Origin of the sequence: Citrobacter sp. UYEF32, from assembly GCF_040546205.1 — a bacterium.
Classification (GTDB): Bacteria; Pseudomonadota; Gammaproteobacteria; order Enterobacterales; family Enterobacteriaceae; genus Phytobacter; species Phytobacter diazotrophicus.
Genome location: NZ_JBEPNI010000008.1, coordinates 235,080 through 258,791, shown reverse-complemented (window position 1 = coordinate 258,791; position 23,712 = coordinate 235,080). Strand labels below are relative to the sequence as shown.

Annotated in this window: 21 protein-coding genes and 1 pseudogene; 15 read left to right on the top strand and 7 right to left on the bottom strand. The window is 54.7% G+C overall.

Going from position 1 to position 23,712, the window contains the following annotated elements; translation table 11 throughout:
- Both ABIB59_RS22340 and ABIB59_RS22335 read right to left on the bottom strand, forming a co-directional pair.
- On the bottom strand, positions 1 to 855 hold the full coding sequence (locus ABIB59_RS22340) for a YjjW family glycine radical enzyme activase (RefSeq protein ID WP_354037077.1): 855 nt from the start codon (positions 853 to 855) through the stop codon (positions 1 to 3).
- Between the two features lie 91 nt (positions 856 to 946).
- Positions 947 to 2,512 carry a YjjI family glycine radical enzyme gene (locus tag ABIB59_RS22335; RefSeq protein ID WP_354037074.1) on the bottom strand — a complete coding sequence of 522 codons (1,566 nt, stop codon included), beginning with the start codon at positions 2,510 to 2,512 and terminating at the stop codon, positions 947 to 949.
- A gap of 252 nt (positions 2,513 to 2,764) precedes the next feature.
- Here ABIB59_RS22335 and deoC point away from each other — a divergent pair, with 252 nt between their 5' ends.
- The 5 genes and pseudogenes from deoC to ABIB59_RS22310 form a co-directional block, all read left to right on the top strand.
- Positions 2,765 to 3,544, top strand: coding sequence for a deoxyribose-phosphate aldolase (gene deoC / locus ABIB59_RS22330; protein ID WP_197718598.1), 780 nt, complete (start codon positions 2,765 to 2,767; stop codon positions 3,542 to 3,544).
- A gap of 56 nt (positions 3,545 to 3,600) precedes the next feature.
- Entirely contained in the window at positions 3,601 to 4,923 is a 1,323-nt protein-coding gene (gene deoA / locus ABIB59_RS22325; RefSeq protein ID WP_354037072.1) for a thymidine phosphorylase, read from the top strand.
- A gap of 52 nt (positions 4,924 to 4,975) precedes the next feature.
- Positions 4,976 to 6,199 (top strand): phosphopentomutase, encoded by a 1,224-nt coding sequence (deoB, locus tag ABIB59_RS22320; protein ID WP_354037070.1) that lies wholly within the window; start codon positions 4,976 to 4,978, stop codon positions 6,197 to 6,199.
- 87 nt (positions 6,200 to 6,286) lie between these two features.
- A complete protein-coding gene (gene deoD, locus ABIB59_RS22315) occupies positions 6,287 to 7,009 on the top strand; it encodes a purine-nucleoside phosphorylase (protein ID WP_039078256.1) in 723 nt (240 codons plus the stop codon).
- A 63-nt stretch (positions 7,010 to 7,072) separates the two neighbouring features.
- Positions 7,073 to 7,219 (top strand): annotated as a pseudogene (locus ABIB59_RS22310) (type II toxin-antitoxin system HipA family toxin YjjJ); the annotation flags it as partial.
- Positions 7,220 to 7,274: 55 nt separating this feature from the next.
- On the opposite strand, the gene lplA reads toward ABIB59_RS22310, so the two are convergent.
- Both lplA and ABIB59_RS22300 read right to left on the bottom strand, forming a co-directional pair.
- Positions 7,275 to 8,291, bottom strand: coding sequence for a lipoate--protein ligase (gene lplA, locus ABIB59_RS22305; RefSeq protein WP_354037068.1), 1,017 nt, complete (start codon positions 8,289 to 8,291; stop codon positions 7,275 to 7,277).
- Positions 8,292 to 8,376: 85 nt separating this feature from the next.
- Positions 8,377 to 9,021, bottom strand: a complete 645-nt coding sequence (locus ABIB59_RS22300) for a YtjB family periplasmic protein (RefSeq protein ID WP_071193592.1) — start codon at positions 9,019 to 9,021, stop codon at positions 8,377 to 8,379.
- 105 nt (positions 9,022 to 9,126) lie between these two features.
- Here ABIB59_RS22300 and serB point away from each other — a divergent pair, with 105 nt between their 5' ends.
- From serB to nadR, 3 genes are all read left to right on the top strand, one after another.
- Positions 9,127 to 10,098 carry a phosphoserine phosphatase gene (gene serB / locus ABIB59_RS22295; RefSeq protein ID WP_071193593.1) on the top strand — a complete coding sequence of 324 codons (972 nt, stop codon included), beginning with the start codon at positions 9,127 to 9,129 and terminating at the stop codon, positions 10,096 to 10,098.
- A 10-nt stretch (positions 10,099 to 10,108) separates the two neighbouring features.
- Positions 10,109 to 11,491 (top strand): DNA repair protein RadA, encoded by a 1,383-nt coding sequence (gene radA / locus ABIB59_RS22290; RefSeq protein WP_039078260.1) that lies wholly within the window; start codon positions 10,109 to 10,111, stop codon positions 11,489 to 11,491.
- A 142-nt stretch (positions 11,492 to 11,633) separates the two neighbouring features.
- Complete coding sequence (nadR, locus tag ABIB59_RS22285; protein WP_039078467.1) at positions 11,634 to 12,860, top strand: multifunctional transcriptional regulator/nicotinamide-nucleotide adenylyltransferase/ribosylnicotinamide kinase NadR; 1,227 nt, start codon at positions 11,634 to 11,636, stop codon at positions 12,858 to 12,860.
- A gap of 156 nt (positions 12,861 to 13,016) precedes the next feature.
- Here the strand turns inward: nadR and ettA are convergent, their stop codons facing one another.
- Positions 13,017 to 14,684, bottom strand: coding sequence for an energy-dependent translational throttle protein EttA (gene ettA, locus ABIB59_RS22280; protein WP_039078261.1), 1,668 nt, complete (start codon positions 14,682 to 14,684; stop codon positions 13,017 to 13,019).
- A 300-nt stretch (positions 14,685 to 14,984) separates the two neighbouring features.
- Here ettA and sltY point away from each other — a divergent pair, with 300 nt between their 5' ends.
- Both sltY and trpR read left to right on the top strand, forming a co-directional pair.
- Positions 14,985 to 16,925 carry a murein transglycosylase gene (gene sltY / locus ABIB59_RS22275; RefSeq protein ID WP_039078262.1) on the top strand — a complete coding sequence of 647 codons (1,941 nt, stop codon included), beginning with the start codon at positions 14,985 to 14,987 and terminating at the stop codon, positions 16,923 to 16,925.
- A 63-nt stretch (positions 16,926 to 16,988) separates the two neighbouring features.
- Positions 16,989 to 17,318, top strand: coding sequence for a trp operon repressor (trpR, locus tag ABIB59_RS22270; protein WP_039078263.1), 330 nt, complete (start codon positions 16,989 to 16,991; stop codon positions 17,316 to 17,318).
- On the opposite strand, the gene yjjX is transcribed toward trpR, so the two are convergent.
- Positions 17,309 to 17,824 (bottom strand): inosine/xanthosine triphosphatase, encoded by a 516-nt coding sequence (gene yjjX / locus ABIB59_RS22265; protein ID WP_039078264.1) that lies wholly within the window; start codon positions 17,822 to 17,824, stop codon positions 17,309 to 17,311. The genes trpR and yjjX overlap by 10 nt on opposite strands.
- A gap of 102 nt (positions 17,825 to 17,926) precedes the next feature.
- Between yjjX and gpmB the strand changes: the two genes are divergently transcribed.
- Positions 17,927 to 18,574: a 2,3-diphosphoglycerate-dependent phosphoglycerate mutase GpmB gene (gpmB, locus tag ABIB59_RS22260; protein WP_039078265.1), complete on the top strand. Its 648-nt coding sequence runs from the start codon at positions 17,927 to 17,929 to the stop codon at positions 18,572 to 18,574.
- Here the strand turns inward: gpmB and robA are convergent.
- Positions 18,571 to 19,440, bottom strand: a complete 870-nt coding sequence (gene robA, locus ABIB59_RS22255) for an MDR efflux pump AcrAB transcriptional activator RobA (RefSeq protein WP_039078266.1) — start codon at positions 19,438 to 19,440, stop codon at positions 18,571 to 18,573. The genes gpmB and robA overlap by 4 nt on opposite strands.
- A gap of 211 nt (positions 19,441 to 19,651) precedes the next feature.
- On the opposite strand from robA, the gene creA reads away from it, so the two are divergent.
- The 4 genes from creA to creD are packed head-to-tail and all read left to right on the top strand — an operon-like array spanning position 19,652 to position 23,684.
- Positions 19,652 to 20,122 (top strand): protein CreA, encoded by a 471-nt coding sequence (gene creA, locus ABIB59_RS22250; protein ID WP_039078267.1) that lies wholly within the window; start codon positions 19,652 to 19,654, stop codon positions 20,120 to 20,122.
- A gap of 12 nt (positions 20,123 to 20,134) precedes the next feature.
- Complete coding sequence (gene creB, locus ABIB59_RS22245) at positions 20,135 to 20,824, top strand: two-component system response regulator CreB (protein WP_039078268.1); 690 nt, start codon at positions 20,135 to 20,137, stop codon at positions 20,822 to 20,824.
- The gene (gene creC, locus ABIB59_RS22240) at positions 20,824 to 22,248 is read left to right on the top strand and encodes a two-component system sensor histidine kinase CreC (RefSeq protein WP_354037058.1); all 1,425 of its coding nucleotides are present in this window, start codon (positions 20,824 to 20,826) and stop codon (positions 22,246 to 22,248) included. Before creB ends, creC begins: the two co-directional genes overlap by 1 nt.
- Before the next feature lie 56 nt (positions 22,249 to 22,304).
- Positions 22,305 to 23,684 carry a cell envelope integrity protein CreD gene (gene creD, locus ABIB59_RS22235; RefSeq protein WP_079497300.1) on the top strand — a complete coding sequence of 460 codons (1,380 nt, stop codon included), beginning with the start codon at positions 22,305 to 22,307 and terminating at the stop codon, positions 23,682 to 23,684.
- Positions 23,685 to 23,712: the final 28 nt, after the last annotated feature.

Here is a 23,712-nt window from a genome sequence, read left to right as displayed (position 1 = left end):
TTACAGATACAACGCCGGAAGAATCACGGTGTTCACGCCTCGGGCAGTCAGCGCCTGCGCCAGCGGTTCCACATCCCCGGCGGTGGCGCTACGCCACTGCTTTGCTTCGCCATACACGCCATGGGTTTGAAAGGCGTTAATACGCACCGGCACATCGCCTAACTCGCCGATAAATTCGCACAACTCATCAATGTGTTGCAGGTAATCACACTGGTCGGGGATGACCAATAAACGTAACTCCGCCAGCCGCTGATGCGCCGCCAGAAGACGGATGCTGGCCTTTATCTGCGCATTATCGCGCCCGGTCAGAAATCGATGATGGTCGCTACCCCAGGCTTTGAGATCGATCATCGCCCCGTCACAGATAGGCAGAAGTCTGTGCCAACCCGTTTCGCTAAGCAGACCGTTGCTGTCGACCAGACAGGACAAGTGTTGAAGCGACGGCGTCGATTTGAGCGCACTGAACAGCGCAACCAGAAACGGCAACTGCGTCGTTGCCTCGCCGCCGCTGACGGTGATCCCTTCGATAAACATTGCCGCTTTGCGGACGTGGGTCAGCACCTCTTCCACACTGAGCGTTTGCGCCATAGGCGTGGACTGCTGTGGACAGAGATGTAAACAGGTATCGCACTGCTGGCAGGCGCTGGCATCCCAGTTAACCCGTCCATCAACCAGTGTTAATGCATTATGCGGGCAGGCGGGAACACATTGTGCACAGTGGTTGCAGCGTCCGATCGTCCACGGATTGTGGCAATTTTTACAGTTCAAATTACAGCCCTGTAAGAACAGCGCCAGACGGCTGCCTGGCCCATCGACGCAGGAGAACGGGATAATCTTACTGACTAAACACTTCATCCTTCGTGCTGTCTCCTTGTTAGCTGTCCCTTCGAAGTCTGAGCGCATCCTGTATTGATACGCTCAGGCTTCTCCATCATGGTGCCTTGATTCAATCTGAATCACGTTGCGTGTTGAAGCGCATCTGCTGTTCATGGCTGACCACGCGCGGTTGTCTTTCAAGGATGTGGGTATTTCGGGCGGCTTCCTCTCCAAGCCAGGTCGTGTTGGTGCGTGACCCCTCGGCACGGAATTTTTCCAGGTCCGACAGGCGCACCATATAACCTGTTACGCGCACCAGATCGTTGCCGCTGACATTGGCGGTGAACTCACGCATACCGGCTTTAAAGGCGCCGAGGCAGAGTTGCACGACGGCCTGCGGATTGCGTTTGACGGTCTCATCGAGGGTCAGAATGTCGCTGATACCCGCCGTGTACCAGGCATGATGTGGGGCAACCGTCAGCAGGTGAGTAATGGGATCCGGCTCATCGCCGTAGGGTAAACGCGCCCCCGGCGTGGTGTCCGTATCCGAACTGATCCCCGATTGCGCATGCAACATCGCTCTGTTATTCCAGCCATGTTTTACCGGCGTGTTAGCGACAAATGTCGCCAGTTGTTCACTGATTCTGTAACCCAGCGCGTTGGCTTCTTCATTTTTGCCGTAGCGGGCGCTGAGCCCTGCACGTTCGCAGAGGGTATTCACCGCTTCGGCCAGACCGTACATACCAAACATGGGCGCAAAACGTTGCGGGTCTATCAGCCCTTCGGCCACCAGGAAGTTATTCTCGAAGAAGCCGGATTGCGAATAGAGGAAGTCGCAGCGTGCATCAATGATCGCGATTTGCTGCTGGCAGTAGTGGGGAAGCTGGCGTGTGAAGAAATCCTCAATACTGCTGCTGCGTTCGGCGATGGCTTTCAGGTTAAGTCGCACCAGCGTACTGCCACCGCCGCTGAGCGGCAGCGAGTTGTAACAACTGACGACGCCATAGCCACCTTTTGTGAAAATTTTATCATTTTGGGGGCCGTTAGCGATATGGGGCTTACTGCACTCACAAATGTTTTTTGCCACTTCAAGCAGTAAGTCACCCGGCGTCATATCCGGGTCATAAATAAAGGTCAGATTAGGCGCAACCTGCTTAAGCTCTGCGTCGGCGCGTAAAATGGCACGGGTAACTGGCGTATCGGCAGGGCCAATATTGGCGTGCATAAACGCATCCGGCAGGGTTCTGTCCAGATAACGCCAGAAACGTTTTATTCGAATATCGATCTCTTCTTGTGTTAGAATTCTAACATACGGTTGCAGTATCACATCCAGTTGGCCCAGCCAGACGGGCATAGATGTGACTGACGGAACATGGTGATAAAGGATGGTGAGCATCGATAACGCGTCGTCGAGATCGGTTGCCCCTTCGAGTTCCAGCCATTGCGAGCCATTCGCGAGAAATTTCGCATAGTCTGGCAAGACATAGCGTGGTTTGTAGGGCGCATGCCCTTCGAACATATCGCAAATGGCGCCCTCATCAAGCGCAGCGCGCGCTTCTTTAGCCAGTGGGGGATAAGGCAGACTGTTCTCGGCCTCAAGCGCAAGAAAATGGCGTTTTTGTGCGGGAGTCAGGGTGCTGCTTGTCGCAATCTGCTGGCAACGAGCCAGATATGCTGAATCATTTGGCGTGGACATATTCGTTCCTCTTATTCCTTGAGCATCTGGCCCAGTGTAAGTAACCGAACGGAGCCCGCCTTTGATCCACACCCCTAAATATCCGGGTATGGGGCTATGTTAAGGCTAAAAATTTGATGAACGTCTCATTACGGTTTTGCAAATATGAATGTGGTTTTCATTAACTGTGATGAGTGTCGAAGTGTGATGGTGGGTTAATGTTAGAATAATAACAGACCCGTATTTAACCGGCTTATGCCGACGGAGAGAGAAATGACTGATTTAACTGCAAGCAGCCTGCGCGCGTTGAAACTGATGGACCTGACTACCCTGAACGACGACGACACGAACGAAAAAGTGATCGCGCTGTGTCATCAGGCGAAAACCCCGGTTGGCAACACGGCCGCTATCTGTATCTATCCGCGTTTTATCCCGATTGCGCGCAAAACGCTGAAAGAGCAGGGCACGCCAGATATCCGCATCGCAACGGTCACTAACTTCCCGCACGGTAACGACGATATTGAGATCGCGCTGGCGGAAACGCGCGCGGCGATTGCTTACGGCGCTGATGAAGTCGATGTGGTATTCCCGTACCGTGCGCTGATTGCAGGCAACGAACAAGTGGGCTTTGATCTGGTTAAGGCCTGTAAAGATGCCTGTGCAGCGGCCAATGTTCTGCTGAAAGTGATTATCGAAACCGGCGAATTGAAAGAAGAGGCGCTGATTCGTAAAGCGTCTGAAATTTCTATCAAAGCGGGGGCTGATTTCATTAAAACCTCTACCGGTAAAGTGCCTGTAAATGCCACACCGGAAAGTGCGCGCATCATGCTGGAAGTGATTCGCGATATGGGTGTGGCGAAAACCGTTGGTTTCAAACCGGCTGGTGGCGTGCGTTCAGCAGAAGATGCGCAGAAATTCCTCGCGATTGCCGACGAACTGTTTGGCGCTGACTGGGCGGATTCTCGCCACTATCGCTTTGGTGCTTCCAGCCTGCTGGCAAGCCTGCTCAAAGCACTGGGCCATGGCGACGGTAAGAGCGCAAGCGGCTACTAATTCTACTTTGCGGCGGCGCGTCCGCCGCAACCAACCTTGATTTTCAGGGGGTTACCTTGTTTCTCGCTCAAGAAATAATTCGTAAAAAACGCGATGGCTACGTGCTCAGCGATGAAGAGATTCGTTTCTTTATTAATGGGATCCGTGACAACACCGTGTCCGAAGGGCAAATTGCCGCGCTGGCAATGACCATTTTCTTCCACGACATGGCAATTGAGGAGCGCGTTTCGCTGACCATGGCGATGCGAGACTCAGGGACTGTCCTCGACTGGAAACAGCTTAATCTCAACGGACCTGTCGTCGACAAGCACTCCACGGGCGGCGTGGGCGATGTCACTTCGCTCATGCTTGGGCCGATGGTTGCGGCCTGTGGCGGCTATATCCCAATGATTTCCGGGCGCGGGCTTGGTCATACCGGCGGTACGCTCGACAAACTGGAAGCCATTCCAGGGTTTGATATTTTCCCCGATGACAAACGCTTTCGCGACATCATTAAAGATGTGGGCGTCGCGATTATCGGACAAACGAATTCTTTAGCCCCTGCTGACAAACGCTTTTATGCCACGCGTGATATTACCGCGACGGTCGATTCTATTCCGCTGATCACCGCCTCGATCCTTGCCAAGAAACTGGCGGAAGGACTGGACGCGCTGGTCATGGACGTCAAAGTAGGCAGCGGGGCCTTTATGCCGACGGCAGAACTTTCTGCGGAACTGGCGCAGGCGATTGTTGGGGTGGCGAATGGCGCGGGTGTGCGTACGACCGCACTGCTCACTGATATGAACCAGGTACTCGCCTCCAGCGCAGGTAACGCTGTTGAAGTGCGCGAAGCCGTCCGCTTCCTGACTGGCGATTACCGCAATCCGCGTCTCTTTGATGTGACGATGGCGCTCTGCGTAGAAATGCTGGTCTCCGGCAAACTGGCGAAAGATGACGCCGAAGCGCGCAGACAATTACAGGCGGTGCTGGATAACGGTAAAGCCGCAGAAATCTTCGGGCGTATGGTGGCGGCACAAAAAGGCCCGACCGATTTCGTCGAAAACTATGACAAATACCTGGCAACCGCGACGCTCAGCAAGGCCGTGTATGCCGATACCGAAGGGTTTATCGCGCAGATGGACACCCGCGCGCTGGGTATGGTGGTGGTCTCCATGGGCGGCGGTCGTCGTCAGGCGTCCGATACCATCGATTACAGCGTCGGCTTTACCGATATGGCGCGTCTGGGTGATGCGATCGACGGGCAGCGTCCTTTAGCGGTGATCCACGCAAAAGATGAAGCAAGCTGGCAGGAAGCGGCAAATGCGGTCAAAGCCGCGATTGTGATTGCCGATAAAGCGCCAAAAGAGACGCCAACAGTCTGGCGACGCATTACCGATTAACGATATACTGATCTGATCGCTATTTTTTGAAGCACTACGTACGGAGAACAATATGAAACGTGCATTTATTATGGTGCTGGACTCCTTCGGCATCGGCGCAACAGAAGATGCCGAGCGTTTTGGTGACGTGGGTTCCGATACCATGGGTCACATCGCAGAAGCCTGTGCCAAAGGCGAAGCGGACAACGGTCGTAAAGGCCCGTTGCATCTACCAAACCTGACCCGCCTGGGCCTGGTGAAAGCACATGAAGGTTCTACCGGTAAAATTGCAGCCGGAATGGACGGCAACGCGGAAGTGGTGGGCGCATACGCCTGGGCGCATGAGCTCTCTTCCGGTAAAGATACCCCGTCTGGCCACTGGGAAATCGCTGGTGTACCGGTACTGTTTGACTGGGGCTATTTCTCCGATCATGAAAACAGCTTCCCACAGGAACTGCTGGATAAACTGGTCGAACGCGCAAACCTGCCAGGCTACCTCGGCAACTGTCACTCTTCCGGTACGGTCATCCTTGACCAATTGGGCGAAGAGCACATGAAAACCGGCAAACCGATTTTTTATACCTCTGCCGACTCCGTGTTCCAGATTGCCTGCCATGAAGAGACATTTGGTCTGGATAAACTCTACGAGCTGTGCGAAATCGCACGCGTTGAGTTGACCGAAGGGGGTTACAACATTGGTCGCGTGATCGCCCGTCCGTTCGTTGGCGATAAAGCCGGTAACTTCCAGCGCACCGGTAACCGCCATGACCTGGCCGTTGAGCCGCCGTCAGCGACCGTGCTGCAAAAACTGGTCGATGAGAAAGAGGGTCATGTGGTTTCCGTGGGTAAAATCGCGGACATCTATGCCAACTGCGGTATCACCAAAAAAGTGAAAGCAACAGGCCTGGATGCGCTGTTTGACGCAACCGTGAAAGAGATGAAAAGCGCGGGTGATAAGACAATCGTCTTTACCAACTTCGTTGATTTCGACTCATCATGGGGCCATCGTCGCGATGTCGCCGGTTATGCGAGTGGTCTGGAGTTGTTCGACCGTCGTTTGCCGGAGCTGATGGAGCTGGTGGGGGAAGATGACATTCTGATCCTGACCGCTGACCACGGCTGTGACCCGACCTGGCAGGGCACCGATCATACCCGCGAGCACATCCCGGTGCTGATCTACGGCCCGAAAGTGAAACCGGGCTCACTCGGTCACCGTGAAACTTTCGCCGATATCGGCCAGACCATTGCGTCGTACTTCGGTACGTCATCCATGGACTACGGCAAAAACATGCTTTGATTTGGGAATGGGCATCGTTTGATGCCCTTGCCCCGACTCTCTCCTGCGGGAGAGGGGGAAAACACAACGAATAAAAAGGAACTGAAGATGGCTACTCCTCACATTAACGCTGAAATGGGTGATTTTGCTGACGTTGTGCTGATGCCTGGCGACCCGCTGCGCGCAAAGCACATTGCTGAAACTTTTTTCGAAGATATCCGTGAAGTGAACAACGTGCGCGGCATGTTGGGTTACACCGGTACCTATAAAGGCCGCAAAATCTCAGTAATGGGTCATGGTATGGGTATCCCATCCTGCTCCATCTACGCGAAAGAGCTGATCACCGATTTCGGCGTGAAAAAAATCATCCGTGTGGGCTCCTGCGGCGCGGTACGTATGGACGTGAAACTGCGTGATATCGTCATCGGTATGGGCGCGTGCACGGACTCTAAAGTCAACCGTATGCGTTTTAAAGACCATGATTTTGCAGCCATTGCTGACTTTGGTATGGTGCGTAACGCTGTTGATGCTGCTAAAGCGCTGGGTGTAGATGCCCGCGTTGGTAACATCTTCTCAGCGGATCTGTTCTATGCACCGGACGGCGGCGAGATGTTCGACGTTATGGAAAAATACGGCATTCTGGGCGTGGAAATGGAAGCGGCCGGTATCTACGGCGTTGCCGCAGAGTTCGGTGCGAAAGCGCTGACCATCTGTACCGTTTCTGACCATATCCGTACCCACGAGCAGACCACCTCTGCAGAGCGTCAGACCACGTTCAACGACATGATCAAAATCGCGCTGGAATCTGTTCTGCTGGGCGATAAAGAGTAAATCTTTTTCAAAACGGGCGACTTTTATGCTGCCCGTCTTATCTATTCATAAATCTTTTTGCCCATGAGCGCCTTAACCGGTTTACTCTTGCAAGGGCCGCGCTCTGCCGCTGAACTGCGACAGTCACTGGCTATCAGCCAGGCCACGTTCTCGCGTCTTGTGTCAGCACATGATGAGGTGGTGCCGTTTGGTAAAGCCCGGGCAACCCGATGCTGGAAAAATTAACGCTCGCCGCCTCGATTATCCAGCGACTTGCATAAAAAGGTCATCTCACCGCCCCGGCAATCCACGCCGACAGCTCCCGCAGCTCTTTTTCCTGCTCAGGGAAATCACCTAAGAGCGCATCACACTCCTGTGTCAGCATATCCGCCCGGTACAAACAACCCTGCAGGCGTGCCGCCAGTGCCTCCAGCGGGGCGGGATTCAGGCTGTCGGTGAACACCTGTGTGCGGGTGATATGCCCTTTCTCCACGTCAAAATGCAGCTCCACACCGCCCCAGCTAAAGCGCTCATCCAGCAAGTGGCTGAACGCAGGCGCCTGACCAAAGTTCCACTCCCAACTGCTCTGGCGGGCAAAGGTTTCCGCGAAATTGGGGAGGTCCGGGGTCTTATCCGGTGAAATCACCTCGGCTTGCACGCGCTCACCGTAGTGGGCGAAGAAGGCTTCCGTCACCGCCTCGCAGATACGCTCATGGCTGATCCCCGGCAACAGATCGACCAGATTCGCCACGCGCCCACGCACAGAGGTAATGCCTTTGGCCTGGAGCTTCTTCTTATCCGGGTTGAGATAGTTGGCCAGGCGGCTGAGGTCGGCATTGAGCAACAGTGTGCCGTGATGGAAACCGCGATCTTTGGTTTCGCGGTAGGCGGAGCCTGAGACCTTACGATCGCCCTCCGGCGTTTTGACCACCAGATCGTTACGCCCGGACGCTTCTGCCGTCACGCCCAGCGAGTTCAGCGCCTGCAACACAATCGCGGTAGAAATCGTTTTGTCGTACTCCGGCTTGCCTGCCATAAAGGTGAAGCAAGTATTGCCTAAATCATGGAACACCGCGCCGCCGCCGCTACTGCGCCGCGCCAGACGCACATTGTCTTCTTCCATGCGCCGGGTATTGCACTCCTTCCACGGGTTCTGTGCCCGCCCGATAACTACCGTATCGGCGTTACGCCAGAGAAAAAGTACCCGCTGGGTGGCGGGCATCTGACGGAAAATACACTCTTCCACCGCCAGGTTAAACCAGGGATCATAAGAATCAGAGATAAGCAGACGCAGTGTGGACATGGCAGATTTCCTTTCCTGAAAAAGCGCCGTTTTTCACGTTGCTACCGCGCGGGCTGCAACGTGAAATCCGTAGGGTGTAGGTAGATTACACTTTCTTTTCGTTCTCTTCCTCTTCCGGCACCGGCTTGCTGGCGGTAAGCAGGAAGGGAGACTGTTGCCAGCGGGTACGCTTCCCCTGCAACAGCGTACGGGTCAGCACGACGCCTATCGCCAGTGAAAGTAGCAGCATCAGGCGTAAAATATTGGTGGTGTTGTCGACCTGTTTGGCGTCCGTCGCCAGCGTATGGGTATCCAGCGTTAAACGCAGGTAGCCCAGCGGACTGCTTTTGCCCTGAATCGGCTCGACGATCTGCTGGTTGAAATAGCCCCCGGCTTTTTTGCCGTCCAGCGCCAGCCTGTCGCGCACATCAATGCTTTCGCCAGACCGGGCAATCAGATCGCCGCGTTCGTCATAGACGCCCGCATCGAGAATTCGGCTCTCCTCGGTCAATTGCCGCAGCACAACGCTGATACGCTTATCGTCAGGCGTCTCCGCGCGCATCAGTGGCGCAAGGTTTAGCGTGACCTGTTTCGCCAGCGTGCGGGCCAGCTCTTCAAGCTGCGGATTGCGCTGACGCTGGTGATTCTGACTGAACCAGGATGCGCCCTGCATAAGGGCGACCAGCAGCGCCAGACAGAAGAGCACGATCACGGCACGATGAAGCCGGAATTTGAGTTTTGCGCGAGCCATATTCCACCTGTTGAAAATTTGCGGCTTAATGTTGCCAGAAGCGCTGGTTACAAGGTAGCCTCATGCGTTATTTTTACCTCAGCACATACCCCTACAGGAGCTGTAATGCCGAATAATTTGACCTGGTGCGACCTGCCCAACGACGTTTCTCAGTGGCCTGGGTTGCCGCTCTCTTTAAGTGGCGATGAGGTCATGCCCCTGGATTATCACGCGGGTCGTAGCGGCTGGCTTCTGTATGGACGCGCCCTGAATAAAGAACGTTTGACCGCCTGGCAACGTAAACTGGGCGCGGCAATGGTGATCGTGGCCGCCTGGTGTGTGGAAGATTATCAGGTTATCCGCCTTGCCGGTTCACTTACCCCGCGTGCTACCCGCCTGGCACATGATGAAGGGCTGGACGTTGCGCCGCTCGGTAAAATTCCGTCTCTGCGTCATCCGGGCCTGATGGTGATGGATATGGACTCAACTGCGATTCAAATTGAGTGCATTGATGAAATCGCTAAACTGGCCGGTACGGGCGAAATGGTATCGGAAGTGACGGAACGCGCCATGCGCGGTGAGCTGGACTTCACGGCCAGCCTGCGTCAACGTGTGGCAACGCTCAAAGGGGCTGACGCAAACATCCTGCATCAGGTCCGTGACAGTCTGCCCCTGATGCCAGGCCTTACGCAATTGGTGTTAAAACTGGAAGCGCTGGGCTGGAAAGTGGCGATTGCGTCTGGCGGCTTTACCTTCTTTGCCGATCACCTGCGCGAGATGCTCCGCCTGACAGCGGCGGTAGCCAACCATCTGGAAGTGGTTGACGGTAAGTTCACCGGCAACGTGCTGGGCGACATTGTGGACGCGCAGTACAAAGCCAATACCCTGAAACGTCTGGCGCAGGAACACGAGATTCCGGCAACTCAAACGATCGCCATTGGCGACGGTGCTAATGATCTGCCGATGATTAAAGCCGCCGGGTTAGGTATCGCGTTTCACGCGAAACCGAAAGTAAATGAAAAAGCCGAAGTCACCATCCGTCACGCTGATTTGATGGGGGTGTTCTGCATTCTCTCAGCCAGTCTGGCGAAGAAATAACGAGGTCTCTGTGGCGAAAGCTCCAAAACGCGCATTTGTCTGTAATGAATGTGGTGCCGATTATCCCCGCTGGCAGGGGCAATGTAGCGCCTGCCATGCTTGGAACACGATTACCGAAGTGCGTGTGGCCGCCTCGCCTGTCGTGGCGCGTAATGAGCGCTTAAGCGGGTATGCTGGCAATGCGGGCGCGTCGAAAGTACAGAAACTTTCCGATATCAGCCTGGAAGCCTTGCCGCGTTTTTCGACCGGTTTTAAAGAGTTCGACCGCGTGTTGGGCGGCGGCGTGGTGCCGGGAAGCGCTATCCTGATTGGCGGTAACCCTGGTGCAGGTAAATCGACGCTTCTGCTACAAACCCTGTGCAGACTCGCGGAACAGATGAAAACGCTGTACGTCACCGGGGAAGAGTCGTTGCAGCAGGTGGCGATGCGCGCGCACCGTCTTGGCCTGCCGACTGCCAATCTGAATATGTTGTCGGAAACCAGCATTGAGCAAATCTGCCAGATTGCCGATGAAGAGCAGCCGAAGCTGATGGTTATTGACTCCATCCAGGTCATGCACATGGCAGATATCCAGTCTTCTCCCGGTAGCGTGGCGCAGGTGCGTGAAACGGCGGCTTATCTTACACGCTTCGCGAAAACGCGCGGGGTGGCGATTGTCATGGTCGGGCACGTGACCAAAGATGGCTCGCTGGCGGGGCCGAAAGTCCTTGAGCACTGTATTGACTGCTCTGTGTTGCTGGATGGTGATGCGGACTCTCGTTTCCGTACGCTGCGCAGCCATAAGAACCGCTTTGGCGCAGTCAACGAGTTGGGCGTCTTTGCGATGACCGAACAAGGGCTACGGGAAGTGAGTAACCCGTCCGCCATCTTCCTTAGCCGTGGCGATGAAGTGACTTCCGGCAGTTCGGTGATGGTGGTCTGGGAAGGCACGCGTCCGCTACTGGTAGAGATTCAGGCGCTGGTGGATCACTCGATGATGTCCAATCCCCGGCGTGTTGCTGTCGGGCTTGAGCAGAACCGCCTTGCCATTCTGCTGGCGGTGCTGCATCGCCACGGCGGACTGCAGATGGCCGACCAGGATGTGTTCGTCAACGTTGTCGGCGGCGTAAAAGTGACGGAAACCAGCGCGGACCTGGCGTTGTTACTGGCTATGGTGTCGAGCCTGCGCGACCGGCCTCTGCCTCAGGACCTGGTGGTCTTTGGCGAGGTGGGGCTGGCGGGTGAGATCCGCCCGGTGCCCAGCGGGCAAGAGCGGATTTCCGAAGCGGCGAAACACGGCTTCCGACGCGCCATTGTACCTGCCGCGAATGTGCCGAAAAAACCACCAGAAGGGATGCAGGTCTTCGGTGTTAAAAAACTCGCAGATGCACTAAGCGTCTTTGACGACTTATAATTACATTCCCGTCGTCTTTCTGGCGGCAGGTGTGATGGCTGCGTTTATTCCCCGCCTCCTGCCCCGAAATGCATAGGGAATTTTGCATAATAGGCCTGGCACGTTGATGCTGCCAGGCAGGTTCAGCCAGCAGGAGGCACTCGTGTCGTCATTCGACTATCTCAAGACCGCAATCCGTCAAAAAGGCTGCACGTTGCAGCAGGTGGCCGACGCCAGCGGCATGACCAAAGGCTATTTGAGCCAACTCCTGAATGCCAAAATCAAAAGTCCCAGCGCGCAAAAACTCGAGGCGCTGCACCGTTTCCTCGGATTGGAATTTCCGCGTCGGCAAAAAAGCGTTGGCGTGGTGTTTGGTAAGTTTTACCCGCTGCATACCGGGCATATCTACCTGATTCAGCGTGCCTGTAGCCAGGTGGATGAGCTGCATATTGTGATGGGGTATGACGAGAAGCGCGACCGCGAACTGTTTGAAGACAGTGCGATGTCCCAGCAGCCGACCATCAGCGACCGCCTGCGTTGGCTGCTGCAGACCTTCAAATATCAGAAAAACATTCGTATTCATGCGTTTAATGAAGAGGGAATGGAGCCTTACCCGCATGGCTGGGATGTCTGGAGTAAAGGCATTAAAGCCTTTATGGATGAAAAGGGCATTCAGCCTAACTGGATCTACAGTTCGGAAGAGGCGGACGCTCCCCAGTACCTTGAGCATCTGGGTATTGAAACGGTGCTTATCGATCCCAAACGCACTTTTATGAATATCAGCGGCGCGCTCATTCGTGAGAATCCGTTCCGCTACTGGGATTATATTCCGACCGAAGTGAAGCCGTTTTTCGTGCGCACCGTGGCGATACTGGGAGGGGAATCCAGCGGGAAATCGACGCTGGTCAATAAGCTCGCGAATATCTTCAATACCACCAGCGCGTGGGAGTACGGGCGGGATTATGTCTTCTCCCATCTTGGCGGCGATGAGATGGCACTGCAGTATTCCGACTATGACAAGATCGCATTGGGGCAGGCGCAGTATATTGATTTTGCTGTGAAATATGCCAATAAAGTGGCTTTTATCGACACGGACTTTGTCACTACGCAGGCATTTTGCGTGAAGTATGAAGGGCGTGAGCACCCTTTTGTGCAGGCGATGATCGATGAATACCGTTTCGACCTGGTGATTCTGCTGGAAAATAATACGCCATGGGTTGCCGACGGGTTGAGAAGCCTGGGCAGTTCAGTTGATCGCAGCGAGTTCCAGCAGATGCTGGTGGATATGCTCAAAGAGAACAATATTACCTGGCGGCATGTGGAAGAGCCTGATTATGACTCCCGGTTTCTGCACTGCGTGGAACTGGTAAAAGAGTTGATGGGGGATTAGCAGCCGGGTAAGGCGTTTACACCGTCATCCGGACATGCCCCGGCTGGCGTTTCACTTAGCCGGGCTACTTGTTTTGACCTTGTGCGGTCTGATGCCCTCATCCACGTGGAGAGGAAGCAAACATTAAAAAGGCAGCTTACGCTGCCTTTTTGCTGTTTATTTTGAAATACGTTTGTACTTGATACGCTTCGGCTCCAGCGCATCGGCGCCAAGGGTGCGTTTCTTATACTCTTCGTACTCGGTAAAGTTACCTTCGAAGAACTCCACCTTACCTTCATCCTGATAATCCAGAATGTGGGTCGCGATACGGTCAAGGAACCAACGGTCGTGCGAGATAACCATCGCGCAGCCCGGGAACTCCAGCAGGGCGTTTTCCAGCGCGCGCAGGGTTTCGATATCCAGGTCGTTGGTCGGTTCATCGAGGAGCAGTACGTTACCGCCAACCTGCAACAGTTTCGCCAGGTGCAGACGACCACGCTCACCGCCGGACAGCTCGCCAACGCGCTTGCCCTGGTCAACGCCTTTAAAGTTAAAGCGGCCCACATAGGCGCGGCTCGGCATCTCGGTGTTGCCAATCTTCATGATATCCAGCCCGCCGGAAACTTCTTCCCATACGGTTTTGCTGTTATCCATGGCGTCGCGGAACTGATCGACGGAGGCCAGCTTGACGGTTTCACCCAGGGTGATTGAACCGGCGTCAGGCTGTTCCTGACCGGACATCATACGGAACAGGGTCGATTTACCCGCGCCGTTCGGGCCGATAATCCCGACGATAGCGCCTTTCGGTACGGAGAAACTCAGGTCGTCAATCAGCACGCGGTCGCCGTAGGACTTACGCAGGTTGCTGACTTCAACGACTTTATCCCCCAGACGTGCGCCTGGCGGAATAAACAGTTCGTTGGTCTCGTTACGTTTCTGATATTCGACGTTGTTAAGCTCTTCAAAGCGCGCCAGACGGGCTTTGCCCTTAGACTGACGGCCTTTCGCGCCCTGACGAACCCACTCAAGTTCTTTCTCGATGGATTTACGACGCGCCGCTTCCTGAGAGGCCTCCTGCGCCAGACGCTGATCTTTCTGCTCCAGCCAGGAGGAGTAGTTGCCTTCCCACGGAATACCTTCGCCGCGGTCCAGTTCGAGGATCCAACCGGCAACGTTGTCGAGGAAGTAACGGTCGTGGGTGATTGCCACCACGGTGCCTTCGAAGTCGTGCAGGAAGCGTTCCAGCCAGGCGACAGACTCGGCGTCCAGGTGGTTAGTCGGTTCGTCGAGCAGCAACATGTCTGGTTTTTCAAGCAGCAGACGGCACAGCGCAACGCGGCGGCGCTCACCACCGGAGAGGTTAGCGATTTTCGCGTCCCAGTCCGGCAGGCGCAGTGCGTCAGCGGCGCGCTCAAGTTGCACGTTCAGGTTATGGCCGTCGTGCGCCTGGATAATCTCTTCAAACTTGCCTTGTTGTGCCGCGAGTTTATCGAAGTCAGCGTCCGGTTCAGCATATTTCGCATACACTTCGTCCAGACCTTTCAGCGCGTTCACCACCTCGGAAACCGCTTCTTCAACGGATTCACGCACGGTCTGTTCCGGGTTTAGCTGCGGTTCCTGCGGCAGGTAGCCGATTTTCAGACCAGGCTGTGGGCGGGCTTCACCTTCAATATCGGTGTCAATGCCAGCCATGATGCGCAGCAGGGTAGATTTACCGGCACCGTTAAGGCCCAGTACACCGATTTTTGCGCCAGGGAAGAAACTCAGCGAGATATTTTTCAGAATATGACGTTTCGGCGGAACCACTTTGCCGACACGATGCATGGTATAAACGAATTGAGCCACGTTGGACTTCGCCTCTTTTTATCCCTTCATCCATCAGGTTGCTGATGCCGCGCCAGGAATCTTTCCTTTGCCGCCGCCTTGCAACCTGAATTATTCAGGGCTAATGAATGGTGATAGTTTTCAAAGGCGAAGTGTAGCCGTTTTCCGTGCTCAATCCCAGCCAGCAGCACCCGTAGTGTTAAATGACACAAGAAAGGTAAAAAAGTGTGCATTACGTGGCGCGTTACGGCGGGCGCGGTTAGCATTAAGGCATTATGCGGCATGACGCTGTAGGTATCGTTTTTATAAGGGGAATAAGCTGTGCAGAGAGCTAAACATGCCGCCTGGCGTTTTCTGGCGGCCAGTATTTGTTTGCTGTCCCTCAGCAATGTGGCGCGAGCGGACTCACTGGATGAACAACGTAATCGCTATGCTCAGATCAAACAGGCATGGGATAACAAGCAGATGGATGTGGTATCGCAACTGATGCCAGGGCTGCAAAACTATCCGCTATACCCTTATCTGCAGTACCGGCAGATAACCGATGATCTGATGAACCAACCCGCCGTAACGGTAACCAATTTTATTCAGGCAAACCCCACATTGCCGCCGGCCCGCACGCTGAAAACACGTTTTATCAACGAGCTGGCACGCCGGGAAGACTGGCGTGGTCTGCTGGCATTCAGCCCGGAAAAACCCACGACAACGGAAGCGCAATGTAACTACTACTTTGCGAAATGGAACACCGGGCAGGCAGACGAGGCCTGGCAGGGGGCGAAGGAGCTGTGGCTGACAGGAAACAGCCAGCCAAACGCCTGTGACCGGTTGTTTGGCGCATGGCGTGCGTCCGGCACGCAAGACCCGCTGGCGTTTCTGGAACGTATCCGCCTCGCTATGAAAGCGGGCAATACCCGGCTGGTTATTCTGCTGGCGGGCCAGATGCCCCCGGATTATCAGACCATCTCTTCCGCCATCATTACGCTTGCCAATAATCCTGGCAGTGTCATGACTTTCGCCCGTACCACGGGGGCGACCGATTTTACCCGCCAGATGGCGGCTGAAGCGTTCGAAAGCGTCGCGCGTGATGATGTGGAAAACGCCCGGCTGATGATCCCGTCGCTGGTGCAGGCGCAACAACTGAATGAAGATCAGACGCAAGCGCTGCGTGACATTGTCGCCTGGCGTTTGATGGGCAATGACGTGACCAGCGAACAGGCGCGCTGGCGCGATGACGCCATCATGCGTTCGCAGTCCATTTCGATCGTTGAACGACGGGTGCGGATGGCTATCGGCAACGGCGACCGCCGTGGGCTGAATACCTGGCTTGCGCGCTTACCGATGGAAGCAAAAGAGAAGGATGAGTGGCGCTACTGGCAGGCCGACCTGCTGCTGGAACGTGGGCGTGACGCCGAGGCGAAAGAGATCCTGCATGCGCTCATGCAACAACGTGGATTCTACCCGATGGCGGCGGCCCAGCGGCTGGGTGAAGAGTACACCATGAAAATCGATAAAGCGCCGGGCAACATCGATCCAGCGCTGGCAAACGGACCTGAAATGTCCCGTGTGCGCGAGCTTATGTACTGGAATCAGGACAACACTGCTCGTAGCGAGTGGGCCAATTTGATCACCAGCCGCAGTGTGCAGGAGCAGGCGCAACTGGCGCGCTATGCGTTTAACCAGCACTGGTGGGACCTGAGCGTACAGGCGACCATCGCCGGTAAGTTGTGGGATCAACTTGAAGAGCGATTCCCGCTGGCCTACAGCGACTTGTATGCCCGCTATACGAGCGGGAAAGATATTCCGCAAAGCTATGCAATGGCGATCTCTCGTCAGGAGAGCGCCTGGAACCCGAAAGCGCGTTCCCCGGTCGGGGCAAGTGGGTTAATGCAGATCATGCCGGGCACGGCAACGCATACGGTGAAGATGTTTAACATTCCAGGCTACAGTAACGCGGCTCAATTGCTGGAACCGGAAGTGAATATCAACATCGGTACCAGCTATCTGCAATATGTCTATCAGCAGTTTGGTAACAACCGCATCTTCTCATCCGCGGCGTACAACGCCGGTCCGGGCAGGGTGCGCACCTGGCTGAACAACAGCGGTGGACGCATTGACGCGGTGGCCTTTATTGAGAGCATCCCCTTTTCCGAAACCCGTAGTTATGTGAAAAACGTGCTGGCCTATGACGCGTATTACCGTTTCTTTATCAATGGCAACAAAGGGCCAGTGCTGACGGACGCGGAGTGGCAGCGTCGTTACTGATTTCTGTGGTTTGTGTTATGCTGTGTACTCTCAAGCGAGTACATAGCATAACGGCGGCATATTATGACCCAGCAATCACCTTATTCAGCGGCCATGGCCGAACAGCGTCACCAGGAATGGCTTCGCTTTGTTGAACTCGTCAGGCAGTCTTACGAACAGGATCTACATCTTCCGTTACTTAACCTGATGCTCACCCCCGATGAACGTGAAGCGCTGGGTACCCGCGTACGTATTATCGAAGAGTTGTTGCGCGGAGAGATGAGTCAACGAGAACTCAAAAGTGAACTCGGGGCGGGTATTGCCACGATCACCCGGGGATCCAACAGCCTGAAAGCGGCGCCAGCCGACCTGCGTTTATGGCTGGAGCAGACGCTGCTTAACGATCAGCGATAGACCGCATTGTGAAAGGGGCTTAATGCCAGTATCACGGCCTGATGATAGACGCTGGCGCGCGTCAATTTTCCGGCGGTAAACACGCCAATTGCGCCATCTTTGCGCCCAATTTCATCAATACCGGTATATGCCGACATCGCCGGACCAAGCGCTTGCCCGGCACGGATCTTTTGCAGAATCACCTCAGGCAAGGGCAGGGTGGCAGAGCGGGCTTCGCCGCGCTGGTCGCGACTTTCGATGACGACCCAGCTAAACGTGCTGCCTTCATCAATTCCGGCTTCGATAGCTACCCAAAAGTCCGCATTTGGACAGGCGTGGCGGGCATTTTCGACACGGTTACGTGCGCCTTCAAGCGTCTCTTTACTGCCCATAGGCTGTTCCGGTACACCGCTTTCAACAGCAATTGCGTCGATGCGGCTGGCGTTTTCACCGAAAATCTCATTAAAAGCGTGCAGAATAGCCCGAATTTTGGCGGGGTTTGTGGTAGCAGCGACAACATGGTGCATAATCAATAGCTGGCTGCCCGTAATGAGACCAGTTCTGTCTGCATGACGGGTAAGGCCTTCCTCATATAATAAACTTCATCGCAGTATAATGGATATAAAAGCATGTTACAGGTATACCTTGTCCGCCACGGTGAAACGCAGTGGAACGCCGAGCGTCGTATTCAAGGCCATTCAGACAGTCCGTTAACCGAAAAAGGCGAGCAGCAGGCATGGCAGGTGGCTGAACGCGCGAAAGCGCTGGGCATCACCCATATTATTGCCAGCGATCTCGGACGTACACGTCGCACGGCTGAAATCATTGCAGAGCTATGTGGCTGCGATATCACCCTCGACTCGCGCCTGCGTGAACTCGATATGGGCGTGCTCGAACAGCGCAATCTTGAAACCCTGACCGAAGAAGAAGAAGGCTGGCGTCGCCAACTGGTAAATGGCACCGCAGGGGGGCGCATTCCCGGCGGCGAGTCGATGCAGGAGCTTGCCGATCGTATGCATGCTGCCCTTGCGACCACGCTGGAGTTACCGCAGGGTAGCCGCCCGATGATCGTCAGCCACGGCATGGCCCTGGGCTGTCTGGTCAGCACCATTCTGGGGCTTCCGGCGTATGCTGAGCGCCGCCTGCGCTTGCGTAACTGCTCTATTTCCCGTATCGATTATCAGGATAGCGCATGGCTGGCGTCGGGATGGGTAGTGGAAACAGCAGGAGACGTCTCACATCTGGACGCCCCTGCGCTGGATGAACTGCAGCGTTAACGGCGGACGGGAATCAGATACTCGCAGCGGATGTAAAGCGGTGGCTCTTGCGCCCGCGCATCTTCCTGCGGGTAGAAACGCTCAATATCCTGGCCTTTACGGCGTGTCAGATTCAGCATCGGCATGCAGGTACCGTAGACGGTCAGGATAAACTCCTGCACGCCCGTGCCCGGCCCTTCGTAGAAGAACATGACATACTCACCGCCTTCGAGCTTCACTGGCTGGGCATTATGCATGTAGCCGTTCGCCATCTCTGGTGTTAAAGCGGTGGTGTAAAACACCTCTTGCTCGTCATCTTTCTCAAGACTTGGTCGCGGTTCATGCAGGCCATACATCTCAGCCGGAATGGTGGGCGAATTGCCTAAAAAGTCACGCCAGAACTGGATACGCATCTGGTTGCGGAAATCGGAAATTTCTTCCAGCGAGCAGGTATAGCTCTGCGTTGTACCGATGAGCTGCATATCCGGAAGGGTGATAAATTCATGTCTCGGCATGGCAAACTCACCTAAACGCAGCGGCGGACGAATGCCGAAGGCGCTCCAGTCAGGTGAACGGCGATACAGCGCGGGCGTCAGATTAAACTGCTTTTTAAACGCGCGGGTAAAGGTTTGCTGAGAGTCAAAGCGGTACTGCAGGGCGATATCCAGAATGGGACGCGAGGTCAGACGCAAAGCAACAGCAGACTTCGACAGGCGGCGCGCGCGAATATAAGCGCCAATCGCATGGCCCGTCACGTCTTTGAACATCCTTTGCAGATGCCACTTGGAATAACCCGCTTTTGCCGCCACATTATCTAACGACAATGGCTGATCCAGGTGGCTTTCCAGCCAGGTAAGTAGATCACGAATAATCCCAGCCTGATCCATAAAATATCCTCATCCTTAAAACGGCTTACGCCTGATACCAGGGGATGGATAATACCACTGTTTGGCGTTTTAGCATTCAGTGTTTTTTTTGTGCATTAGTGCTCATTGTGTCTGATTTTCATGATAATTTTTGTAAATTGGTGATCTATAAACCTTTTCCTCTTAAACCCGAGAATAGTCGCTCAACGTTATATTCAAAAATGGTAACAATATGAAATACACGCGTTTAATACTTTCCTCATTAGCGTTGCTGTGGGGTTCTGCGCAGGCGGAACAGATTGGCTCAGTGGACACTGTGTTTAAAATGTTCGGCCCGGATCACAAAATTGTGGTGGAAGCCTTTGACGATCCTGATGTGCAAAATGTGACCTGTTACATTAGCCGGGCAAAAACAGGCGGCATTAAAGGGGGGTTGGGGCTGGCGGAGGATACATCCGATGCGGCGATTTCCTGCCAGCAGGTAGGGCCAATCGAACTCAGTGATAAGATTAAAAATGGGAAAGCCCAGGGCGATGTGGTCTTCCAGAAACGTACTTCGCTGGTGTTTAAGAAACTTCAGGTGGTCCGCTTTTATGACAGCAAACGTAACTCTTTGGTTTATCTGACCTATTCCGATAAAGTGGTGGAAGGTTCCCCGAAAAACGCACTGAGTGCGGTGCCGATTATGCCATGGAGTAAATAAAAAGGAATGGAGATGCCACAACCGCGAATCTGGCTGGTTGAAGATGAGGCAAGCATTGCCGAGACGCTGATTTATATGCTGCAGCAGGATGGGTTCGCCGTCACGTCATTTGAGCGGGGACTGCCTGTTCTTGACGCGGCGGCGCGGCAGTTGCCGGACCTGGCGATCCTGGATGTTGGGCTGCCGGACATCAGTGGTTTTGAGCTGTGCCGCCGTTTGCTGGCCAGGGCGCCGGGGCTGCCAGTGCTGTTTCTGACCGCGCGTAGCGACGAGATCGACAAATTGCTGGGGCTGGAAATGGGGGCTGATGATTATATCGCCAAACCGTTTTCGCCAAGGGAAGTTTGTGCCCGAGTACGTACCGTGCTGCGCCGCTTCCAGAAAGCCACGGTGCAATCTTCTCTTCTTCGTGTCGGGCAATTCGAACTGGACGAAGAGGCGGCTATCGTTCGCTGGTGTGGCGATATTCTCCCCCTTACACGCTATGAATTTCTGCTGTTAAAAACTCTGCTGCATGCACCGGGCAGGGTTTTCTCACGCCAGCAACTCATGGATCTCGTCTGGACCGATGCCGAAGAGAGCTTCGATCGCACTGTCGATACCCATATCAAAACGCTGCGCGCCAAATTGCGTGCGGTGAATAGCGAATTGTCACCGATTAATACTCATCGCGGTATGGGTTACAGCCTGGGCATCCGCTAATGCGTATCGGGATGCGATTGTTGCTGGGCTACTTTCTCCTTGTGGCGGTTGCCGCCTGGTTTGTGTTGTCGATTTTTGTCCAGGAGATCAAACCGGGCGTCAGGCGGGCAACCGAAGGCACGCTCATTGATACCGCCACGCTGCTGGCCGAGGTAGCGCACGATGATTTGCTCTCCGGACAGGCGCAAAATGGCAAGCTGGCAGAGGCGTTCACTTCGCTCAACCAAAGCAACATTAACGCCAATATCAGCGGCATTCGCAAAGTACGTAACGAATACCATGTCTATATGACGGATGCGCTGGGTAAGGTTGTTTTTGATTCTGCGGGCCAGGCCGTAGGTCAGGATTATTCCCGCTGGAACGATGTCTGGCTGACGCTGCGCGGTAAATATGGCGCGCGCAGTACACCTTCCGATCCTAACGACCCGGAAAGTACGGTAATGTATGTGGCGGCTCCCGTCACTGACCAGGGGCGCATTATCGGCGTCTTGAGCGTGGGCAAACCTAATAGTGCGATTGCCCCGGTCATCAAACGCAGTGAGCGGCGCATGCTCTGGGCCAGCGCGGCCTTACTGGGGATTGCTCTGGTGATTGGGTTTGGGGTGACGCTATGGATTAACCGTTCCATCGGCAAGCTGACACGCTATGCGGATGCCGTGAGCGAAAAAAATCCTTTACCTCTTCCTGACCTGGGAAGTAGCGAGCTGCGTAAGCTGGCGCAGGCGCTGGAGAGTATGCGCCTTAAGCTCGAAGGAAAAAATTATATTGAGCAGTACGTCTACGCGCTTACCCATGAACTTAAAAGCCCGCTGGCGGCCATACGCGGCGCGGCAGAAATTCTCCATGAGAACCCGCCACCAGATATCGCCACCCGTTTTACTAACAATATCCTGGCGCAAAATGCGCGGATGCAGATGTTGGTTGAGAAGCTGCTACAGCAGGCGAAGCTCGAAAATCGTCAGGAAGTAGTGACAACATCCATCCCTGTTGACGCTCTGTTCCGACAGCTTGAGGACGAACGCAGCGTGGTGCTGTCCGCCAAAAATCTGACCCTGGAATGCGATGCGGGGCAGCTTGTCGTCGAAGCGGATGCCGGGCTGCTTAGCCAGGCATTGGGCAATCTGCTCGACAATGCGATCGATTTTACCCCGCGCGGCGGGCAGATTTCGCTGCGCGCTCACGAACACGCTGAACATGTCGTCTTCACCGTATGCGATAACGGGCCGGGTATTCCGGATTACGCCCTTGAGCGGATCTTTGAACGGTTTTACTCATTGCCCCGAGAGAATGGACAAAAGAGCAGTGGCCTTGGACTGGCCCTGGTGCAGGAGGTAGCGCGTTTGCACCAGGGAACTATTCAGGTATGTAACCTGCCGCAGGGTGGCGCAGAGGCGCGACTGACACTTCACCGTCACTTCACATAACTTCAAATTCTCCTCTTATAGCCCCGTTACTCTGCGCGCAACACAAAGGAGGGGCTATGTTGAAATCACCGTTATTCTGGAAAATTACCACCCTGGCAGGGTGCATTTGTCTGTTGCTGATCCCACTGATAATGGTTGGCAATTTAATCAAAGAGAGAGGCGACTACCGTAATGAGGTCGCCGATACGCTGCGGCAAAGTAGCGCCGGGCCGCAAAAGTTGATTGGTCCGCTGATTGCGATTCCGGTGACGGATGTTGTGACTTCGCTGGAGTCGACGGGAGATGAACCGCCCAAGGAGGTTCGCCGTTCAAAAAGCTATATCCGTTTCTGGCTACCTGAGTCGCTCATGGTCGAGGGGAAACAGCAAGTCGAAAACCGCCAGGTGGGTATCTACGAAGGGCAAGTCTGGCATGGGGATATCAGTATAAACGCAGAATTTGACCCAAAACGAGCCGGGCTGGAGGCGAGTGATACCAGGCAACTGGGCGAGCCGTTTGTCGTGTTTGCCCTGAGTGATGCCCGAGGGATCGGGCAAATACGGGCGATGAAGGTGAACGGTGAATCGCTCAGCGTAGAGCCGGGATCGGGGCTGATGAGCGACTTACAGGGTATTCATGTTCCACTGACTGCGCCGGGTATTACGCAAAAAAATATCAAACTAAACGCTTCATTTAGTCTTAATGGTACCGGCGCATTTTCCGTGGTCCCACTTGGCAGAAACAGCGAAATGGCGCTGATGGGGGACTGGCCTCACCCTGGCTTCACCGGTGACTTTCTACCTGCGAAACGCGAAGTTACCCCTGCGGGTTACCAGGCGCGCTGGCAAAGTACGTGGTTTGCCAATAACCTGGATAGCAAAATCCGTGATGTCCTGAGTCTGAGCAGTGACAATGAGTGGCGCCTGCCCGCATTCAGCGTCAATATCGCCACGCCAGCGGATCAGTACCAACTGACGGACAGAGCGGTAAAATATGCGATTTTGCTTATTGCCCTCATTTTTGCCGCGTTTTTCGTCTTTGAAAGTCTTACCGGGCGGCAAATGCACCCCATGGAGTATCTGCTGGTGGGGTTATCGCTGGTGATGTTCTATCTGGTCCTGCTGGCGTTGTCAGAGCATGTCGGCTTTACCTGGGCGTGGATTATTGCCAGTGGGCTGGGGGCGACGATCAACGGTATCTATTTGCAAGGCGTGATGAAAAGCTGGCGTGCCAGCCTGCCGTTTAGCGGTGCGCTATTGGTGCTCTATGGCGTAATGTGGAGTTTGTTGAATTCCGAAGACAGCGCGTTGTTACTGGGAACAGGCGTACTGTTTGCGGCACTGAGTACCGTGATGATACTGACACGGCGCTTCGACTGGTACTCCCTTTCGCGGGCGGTGAAAAAGCCCGTAGAAAGCCAGGTTCCTGTCGATGAAGAACTACGGATATGGAAATAAAAAAAGCGGCGCCTGGCGCCGCTTTTTT